At 61.0% G+C, this 8,060-nt stretch carries 6 protein-coding genes; all 6 read left to right on the top strand.

Annotated elements, in window-relative coordinates:
• Positions 1 to 412: 412 nt before the first annotated feature.
• Positions 413 to 1,492 carry an RAMP superfamily CRISPR-associated protein gene (locus tag LQ952_RS14855; RefSeq protein ID WP_238623407.1) on the top strand — a complete coding sequence of 360 codons (1,080 nt, stop codon included), beginning with the start codon at positions 413 to 415 and terminating at the stop codon, positions 1,490 to 1,492.
• 5 nt (positions 1,493 to 1,497) lie between these two features.
• Positions 1,498 to 4,482, top strand: a complete 2,985-nt coding sequence (gene cas10, locus LQ952_RS14850) for a type III-B CRISPR-associated protein Cas10/Cmr2 (protein ID WP_238623406.1) — start codon at positions 1,498 to 1,500, stop codon at positions 4,480 to 4,482.
• Complete coding sequence (locus LQ952_RS14845) at positions 4,475 to 5,602, top strand: type III-B CRISPR module-associated Cmr3 family protein (protein WP_238623405.1); 1,128 nt, start codon at positions 4,475 to 4,477, stop codon at positions 5,600 to 5,602. Before cas10 ends, LQ952_RS14845 begins: the two co-directional genes overlap by 8 nt.
• Positions 5,603 to 5,638: 36 nt before the next feature.
• Positions 5,639 to 6,529: a type III-B CRISPR module RAMP protein Cmr4 gene (gene cmr4, locus LQ952_RS14840; protein ID WP_238623404.1), complete on the top strand. Its 891-nt coding sequence runs from the start codon at positions 5,639 to 5,641 to the stop codon at positions 6,527 to 6,529.
• 13 nt (positions 6,530 to 6,542) lie between these two features.
• Positions 6,543 to 6,896 carry a type III-B CRISPR module-associated protein Cmr5 gene (locus LQ952_RS14835; RefSeq protein ID WP_238623403.1) on the top strand — a complete coding sequence of 118 codons (354 nt, stop codon included), beginning with the start codon at positions 6,543 to 6,545 and terminating at the stop codon, positions 6,894 to 6,896.
• 214 nt (positions 6,897 to 7,110) lie between these two features.
• Positions 7,111 to 8,060, top strand: a 950-nt coding sequence (gene cmr6 / locus LQ952_RS14830) for a type III-B CRISPR module RAMP protein Cmr6 (RefSeq protein ID WP_238623402.1), incomplete at its 3' end; no start/stop codon positions are given.

Raw genomic sequence — 8,060 nt, 5'->3', positions numbered from 1 at the left:
TCGAACACGTGCCGGCTTCGCGCTTTCGATTGCTCGGAAAGTAGACCCTGATGAAGAAGGGATTAAGACGGATCATTGATCAATACGTCCAAGCCATAGCCCTCGGAAAGTAGACCCTGATGAAGAAGGGATTAAGACCCGGAGCGAATTGTAAGATCCATCCATGCTGAGGTCTGGGAAAGTAGACCCTGATGAAGAAGGGATTAAGGCCCAACTACCCCGGGTCGGCAGCTGTCAAGGGACTTGTCGCCTGAGAGTACATCGTTATGCAGCTATTTTTAGTGGCTAATCCTTAGTGGGATACTCGGCATTCCGTTTGATGGACCTGTACGGCCATGGCAAGCTTGCCATAGTCGTGCAAGCCTGCCAGCATCGGCTACGCTGAATATCCAAAGACAGAATGGACGCCCTCATGGAACAACGAAGCTATGAAATCACCTTTCTGACGCCCGCCTTTCTTGGCGGTGCCGATCAAGGCGCACGGTGGCGTAGTCCTCCCTTCAAGCAACTACTCCGGGCCTGGTGGCGGGTGGCTTGGGCACAGGATCAGGATTTTCGACTCCATGGCGATGCTGTCAAGAAAATGCGCGCTGCCGAGGGCAGGCTATTCGGGAATGCCTGGCTGAGTGAAGATGAAGGTGGGCATCGCAAGTCAAGGCTTCGATTGAGACTGGATAGTTGGGATCCAGGCAAGCTCAAGGACTGGGAGGGCACGGCCGAAAGGAAGACGCACCACCCCGAAGTAGGGATGGGTGGAAACGGCATGCCGGTCGGCTCCGAACTCTATCTTGGTTATGGTCCGCTCACCCACGATAAGAATAGGCGCTGCACTGTCCTCAAGGGCAACGCCGCCATCCAGGCCGGTGAAACGGCCACCCTGAGGCTGGCGATTCCCGGCGATGACCAGGCCGAAATCCACCGTATTGACCGTGCCATGCACTGGATCGACCGCTTCGGCACGATTGGTGGCCGTTCCCGCAACGGCTGGGGCGCATTACAGGTCCAGGTCAAGACAGGCACGCCATCGGGGCGAAGCACACCGCTGCCACTGGTGCCCTGGGAAAAAGCCCTTGAGACGGAATGGGCTCACGCGGTGGGTGCGGATGACACGGGTCCCCTGATCTGGCAGACCGGTTCGCAAGCCGACTGGCACGGGCTCATGCAGACCTTGGCCGCCATCAAGATCGGTTTTCGCACCCATCTATCTTTCACAACGGGTAAGGGCGCAAAAAAAACGGAACCCCGTCACTGGCTCAGTTATCCCGTCACCAATCACGATGTGCTGGGCTGGAATAACCAGCGTCTGCCCAACAGCATGCGTTTCACGGCACGCAAGGATGCCCAGGGTCGATTGCGCGGCGTGATCTACCACATGCCCATCCGCCCGCCGGCCGAATTCAGGCCCGATGGTCGGGCCTTGTGCAGTGCCTGGGGGAATGTACATGACTTTCTCGACACGCAGTGTCACGGACTGAATCGCATCAAGGAGTAGTGCCGATGACCACCACACTCTGGAAAACCAAACTGGCGGCCCGTATCCATGATCCGGCGGAGAAGGCATTGGTGCTGTTGCGGGATCCCGCCGGGCACGAGGGGGGAACCAGTCGCGTGCTCAAGCGTGACTTGGGCCTGGAGTCCGGTACTGAGGACTTGCCCGCCGATCCGGATGCCCTGGGAGATATCCTGTTTGATCGGCTGGCCGCCGATATTCACCGGGCCGTCAAGCGGGCGGATTGGTGGTCGGCGGCTGCTGATCGCCCCCAGTGGCCGCTTCGGGAGATTGATATCACCACCCGAGACGGAAAGGAAAAGACCCTGGCGGTCGCCGACTACGCCCGGGTGAACTGGGTCAAGCGACCGATACTCAAGCATCCCCTGACCGGCGAAGCCCTCGACCTCAAGGGGCTGCAGGAAACTGATATCCGGGACATCAAGCAGCGCAGCCGCGAGCACTTTCAAGGATTGATCTGTCGTGATGGGGCCGGGAATACCGACTGGCAGCGTACTCTGCTGGCTTTCTGGCGTTTCGGGCCGACACTCAAGGAAACGGCTGATAACCACACCCTGGGTCACCTCTGGCCATTGCTACCCGCCGATACCCGGGTGCCGGATCATTCCATTTGGGATCATCTGGATCTGGCTTCTGCCTTTGCGGGTGCTTTTGCCGGCGACAGCCAGGGCGAGGCAGCCCTGCTGGCCATGAGCATTGGGCCAGTGCAGGAATTCATTGCCAGCGCCCGTTCCACTTCCGACCTGTGGGCCGGTTCCCATCTGCTGTCGCGATTGGCCTGGGAAACCATGCGGGTGATCTGCGAGGAGTTGGGTCCCGATGCCATCCTCTTCCCACGGCTGCGTGGTATTCCGCAGGTGGACCTGTGGCTACGCGACACCATGAATTTGCCCAAGGAATGGTTTGCCGATGAAGCATGGGCAAAAAGGGAAACTGACGCCAATCCTCTGTTCTCCGGCGCACTGCCGAACCGCTTTGTTGCCGTGGTGCCCGCGGAACGGGCAGAGGCGCTAGCGCAGGCAGCGAGTGATCGCGTCCGCCGTTGGCTGGATGACATGGGCCGGCAGGCTGTGGATGCGTTGCTCGATAGTCTCCAGATCAATGCCTCGGATTCACGCGCTCACCGGCAGATGCGCGAGCAGTTGGAGGGATTCCCCGAGGTGCATTGGGCGGCGGTGCCCTTCTCCTTGATCCGTGCCAATGATCGTAAAAGGGACACCGATCTTGATGTGACCAAGCTGTCCGAGGCCATGGCGCCTTTCTTTGACGGTGAAGATGCCCCGGGTTTTCTGGGTAGCCCTGTCTGGCATGCGCTGAGCCGGGCGATGGAAGCTGATGGCATCCGGTTCTTTTCTCCCAACCCGGGGGTGCTTTATCCCGCGGTACACGATCTGGCAGATCGGGTGCTGGCGGCGGCCAAGGCCGTGCGTCCTTTTCAGCAGACCCGGCAGGAAGGCTGGCGTTGTACGCTGTCCGGTGAGGCCGAGCGGCTGGCGCTGGACGATGAAGATTTACAGGAATATCCAGGCCGGACCGGAGACAGCCTGTGGAACCGGGTGGCGGGGCAGAAAAAGAGCTGGGCAAAGCGCGGTGAGCATCTGGCCGGTCTGCCGGCACTCAAACGACTTTGGCCCAGCCTGTTTGCCGCCGAGGTGGCGCAGGCGCTGGGCATGGACAGGGGCCAGGTTCCCCGTTTCGTGGTCTCCACCCACACCATGGCCCTGGCCGGGCAGTTGGAGCGTTGGATGAGCGAAGGGGGGCGCTCGCCTGATACCTCGCTGATGCAAAGACTGGAGGCCGCACCGGCGGTCCCCCTGCCCAGGCGTCTGGCTCGTCAGGCCGTCGGCAAGGGGGATTTCAATATCGCCCGTCGCTTGCCCGGGTTGCTGGAATCCGCCGCCGAGGCGGATCAGGACCAGGCCATGGAGGAAGCGCGCCAGGCAGTGTCCCGTCTGCTGGGTCAGAAGCCGGAGGCCTACTACGCCTTGCTGATGATGGACGGCGATCATATGGGCCGCATCCTGAGCGGTGACCCTGCGCATGCCGTCACCTATCGCGAGAGTTTCCACCCCGATGTTCAGGCGGGCTTCGATCGTCTGGCCGGAAAACATCCGCATATCCGTCGTTACGGCGAGCAAAAACGAGCCTTGTCACCGGGGCGGCACATGGCCATTTCCTCGGCCCTCAATGACTTCACCCTGCATGTGGTGCCCGAAGTCGTGGAAGAGGAGCATCCTGGGCGACTGCTCTATGCCGGTGGGGATGATGTGCTGGCCATGTTGCCGGTGGGTCATCTGTTGCCCGCTATGCGCCGACTGCGTGACGCCTACAGTGGCCGGGGCGAAACCTCTGATTGGCAGAGTGCCCGGCAAAGCCGGAACCTTGTCTTGAGTAACGGCTTTGCCATGCTGCGTGGGCGACTGATGCGCATGATGGGAGAGGGAGCCACCGCTTCCGCTGGGGGAGTGGTGGCACACCACCAGGCACCCCTTACTGCCGTGCGTCGGGCACTGGAGGCCGCGGAAAAACGTGCCAAGAATGAGGGGGGGCGTGATGCATTCAGCCTGACCATCGTCAAGCGCAGTGGTGGGGAGCTGAGTTTTACCGCCAAGTGGGACAGTGTTCCATTGCTGGAGCGCCTGATTGCTTTTCTGGCCGATCCCCGCGTCTCTCGCAGGGCGGTGTATCACAGCCTGCAATGGTTGGCCACGCTGCCTTCCCATCCGCCTGAAGACATGATGGCCGGTTTGCTCTGCTACCAGTTCGAGCGGCAGTGCGCGCACAAGTCGGCTGCCCAGCATCACGACGTTCCCGGTCTGAGTCGGGCCATCGCCGGTTTTGCGCTGGATGGCGAGGCTCCCGTGCGGAAACTCGCCAACTTGTTGGCTATCGCTGAGTTCCTTGCCCGTGAGAGTCGTTCGGGCGCCTCGTCATTCCGGAGTGCTGAACACGGAGAGATCGCACATGCCTGATATTGCGCTGTTCATTCGTCCCTTGGACGTGCTGTCCTTTCGGGGCAACCGCATTTTTGGCGAGGCAGGCAGCTATGGCGTCAGCCAGATGCCGCCTCAGCCATCGGTAGCCGCCGGCGCCCTGCGTTCTGCGCTGATGGTCTCCCGTGGCATCGACCCTCATGCCTTTGCCGAGGGTCGGTTGGAAGACCCCGACCTGGGCCACAGGGATGCGCCAGGGCGCTTCCGGCTCACACACTGGCAACTGGCCCGGCACGATGGCCTGCGGATATCGCCACTGTATCGGCCGCCGTCTGACCTGGTGGCCAAGCGGGATGACGAGGGCGGATTACGCATTGAGCGCGTGCGCCCTCGAACCCGGGGGGCGGGTATCTCCTGCTCCGGCGCTACGCCGGATCTGGCCGTGTTACCTGAATCTTCCCGGGGAAAACCGGTGAGCGGCTATTGGCTGGATGAACAGGGATGGTCCGACTATCTGGCTGGGCAAACGCCGGCTCCGGCTCACTGGATCCCCGGTTCAGAGCTGTGGCAGACGGAAATTCGTACCGGGGTTGGGCTCGAACCTGTCAGGCGCTGTGCCGATGACGGCAAGCTGTTCACCACTCAGGCCATCTCCCTGATGCGTGGTAATGACAGCACGATTGGATTTCTGGCGCGGGTCCACACGGCGGACTGTCCTGCCCGGATCACCCTCCGGCTGGGGGGGGACGGCCATGCTGCTGAGGCAGAGACTGTCGAATGGCAACCCGCGCAAGGTGATTTGCAGGCGATGGCCCAAGCCGGGCATGCCCGCCTGATCCTGACCACGCCGGGATTGTTCACTGAAGGTTGGACGCCGGGCGATGGGGCGGGCGTGATCCGCGCACCGGGTATACGGGGAAGGATTACCTGCGCCGCAGTGCCCCGTGCCGAGATCATATCGGGCTATGACCTGGCCTTGCGCCGTCCGAAGTCGGCCCGGCGGGTCGCTCCGGTAGGCAGTGTGTATTGGGTGGCCTTTGATGAGGTCAGCCCACAAGCCCTGGCTGACTGGTTGGATGCAGGCCTTTGGTCCACGGACAGCCTGGACAGACACCGCCGTGCCGAGGGCTATAACCGCTTTACCCTCGCTATTGTTTGAACATAAAGGCATGACCACGGAGAACACCTAATGTTTATGGAAAAAGCCCCGCTCTTTCTCTACGCCGTCAGTCCGGTGCATGCCGGTGGCGGCCAGGCCACTGGTCTTATCGACAATCCCATTCAGCGTGAATGCCACACGGGTCATCCCTGCATTGCGGGTTCCGGACTCAAGGGTGCGGTTCGTCATGGTTTCGAGCAACTCGGGGGCAAGCGTGAGCACATCGATCCGCTGTTTGGACCGGAGAGCGGTTCCAGCAACCTGCACGCCGGTGCATTGAGTTTTGGCGATGCTCAGACGGTGGCCCTGCCGGTAAGATCCCTCAAAGGGGGCTATGTCTATGCCACCTGTCCGCAGGCATTGGCCCGTGCCCAGCGTTTGCTGGCCCTGTGTCACCAACGGGTCAACTGGTCGATCCCCGAGGTGCCGGAAGGCCATGCCCATCTGGTAAATCCCGCCTGTCTGTCCACGGATCAGGCGCTTCACCTTGAGGCTCATGAGTTTCGTGCCAAGATGTCGCCCGAGGTCCATGCCATTGCCGAGCAACTGGCAGCACTCGCGCTGCCGGCCGACCCGATCCATGACTATTTCCGCAATAAGCTCAGTCAGGATCTGGTGGTGCTCAACGATCACGACTTCTCGCACTTTGCCGAACATGCCATGGTGATCGAACCCCACGTGCGCATTGATCCCAAGACTGGAACAGCCAGCGATGGTGGTCTTTTCTATACCGAAAACCTGCCGCCGGAATCGCTGCTCATCGCCCCCGTGATGGCCGGCGCCACCCGCGGCAGCCATGGTGATTTACCGCTGGATGCCGGGTTCGTCATGGCTAAAGTGCGGGCGGTTCTGCACAGCGATCTGCTGCAGGTGGGGGGCGATGCCACCACCGGACGCGGCCTGCTCATCTGCCACATGCCCGGTTAAGGGGGGAGTCGTCATGGAGACCATTGACCACAAGCGCGCCACAGACGCCTGGCAGGCGGCGCAGGATTACACGAAAGACCATGTGAATGCAGCCAAATCTCTCCCGGCCCTGATCATCAACAGTGGCTTGATGCAGGTACTGGCCTTCTGCCATGACAAGGACAAGGAAAGCGAGGACGTGGCCCGTCGCCTGCGTCGCTGGCTTGCCGGACGATTCGACTGGATTCGAAGCGATGAATTCGAGCCTTTCATGGAAAGCCTGATGAACGCCACACCGGCCCAGTTTCGGGATGTCAATCGCGAGGCCATGGCCTGGCTCAAGTGGTTGCGTCAGGTTGCTCCGGCCCGTCAGAAGGGAGGTGTCTGACATGCCCCGTGCCGCCGTACCTGATTATCTGGGTCAGCACTTCAAGACCCTATTGGGGGAAGCCTCCCCCGGTATGCGATTTGGCATGTATCTCCCGATCTGGACGTCGCGGGATGAACAGAATTCCAAGGAGCCCGTTTGGAGTAAGAATGATTCCGCGGCACTTAAAGCATGGGAAACCATCACGGCACTTGGATCGGATGATCGGAGGCGCATGAGGGCTTTGGCCGACCGTCAGGATGGGCTTATTGCACAGCTTGCGGACAGCGATCGTCTCAGCGTCGATGCCATCGGTATTGCCCCGTTTGTCACCGGCATGGGCAACGAGCACCCTCTGGAAAATGGTTTTGCATTTCTCAATCCCCACGGCCTGCCTTATCTGCCCGGCAGTGGTATCAAGGGGGTGCTGCGGGCCGCCGCCGAGGAGTTGGCGGGTGATCCGCGCCGTGACTGGAGACCCGAGAATACCTTTGGCTGGGACCAGATGTTCGACACCAGCCAGAAGGAGCGCCGCTCCGCCATTGAGCTGTTGTTCGGCCACGATCCACAGGATGGACAGAAAGCGGCCGCGCCCCTGTTTCGTGGACTGCTGGATATCTGGGACGTCATACCCAGGCTGGACAAGGGCAGCAACCTGATGGTCGAGGTCATGACACCCCATCAGAAGGAGTACTACGAAGGCAAGGCTACCCCCCATGACTCCGGGCAACCCATCCCCATTAAATTCCTGGCCGTCCCACCGGGTGCCCGCTTTACCTTTCATCTGCGAATCGACCGGGCACGCATGCAATCCCTGGGGGTGACGGATACCTTGGGTAAGGTCTGGCAGGATCTCATGCGGGCGGCCTTTGACCATGCGTTTGAGTGGCTCGGTTTTGGTGCCAAGACCAGCCTGGGTTATGGCGCCATGGCCATTGATTCCAGTGCCTCCGAGACTCGACGGGAGAAGCAAAAGGCGCAGGCCGAACAACGTGCCGCGGCAGCAGAGTCAGCCTTGCTGGAAAGCCTGTCAGAAGAGGACCGCGAGCGGCATGAGGCAGAAAAACGGATCGCAGCCTTTCGTGCCTGTACCCAGGAGGCCCGCAAGCAGCCCTATCAACCCGGTGGCGTATACGATCAGGAGCGAAATGATTTCATCAAGGTCGTCACCCAGTGGGATGATCC

Origin of the sequence: Ectothiorhodospira lacustris (genome assembly GCF_022227785.1) — a bacterium.
Taxonomy (GTDB): domain Bacteria; phylum Pseudomonadota; class Gammaproteobacteria; order Ectothiorhodospirales; family Ectothiorhodospiraceae; genus Ectothiorhodospira; species Ectothiorhodospira lacustris.
The sequence above is the reverse complement of the archived record's forward strand: the minus strand, read 5'-3'. Positions and strand labels throughout refer to the sequence as shown.

Coding starts and splice junctions, on each gene's coding strand:
- LQ952_RS14845 (WP_238623405.1), top strand. CDS start 4,475: ATGCCTGATATTGCGCTGTTCATTCGTCCCTTGGACGTGCTGTCCTTT.
- cas10 (WP_238623406.1), top strand. CDS start 1,498: ATGACCACCACACTCTGGAAAACCAAACTGGCGGCCCGTATCCATGAT.
- cmr4 (WP_238623404.1), top strand. CDS start 5,639: ATGGAAAAAGCCCCGCTCTTTCTCTACGCCGTCAGTCCGGTGCATGCC.
- LQ952_RS14855 (WP_238623407.1), top strand. CDS start 413: ATGGAACAACGAAGCTATGAAATCACCTTTCTGACGCCCGCCTTTCTT.
- LQ952_RS14835 (WP_238623403.1), top strand. CDS start 6,543: ATGGAGACCATTGACCACAAGCGCGCCACAGACGCCTGGCAGGCGGCG.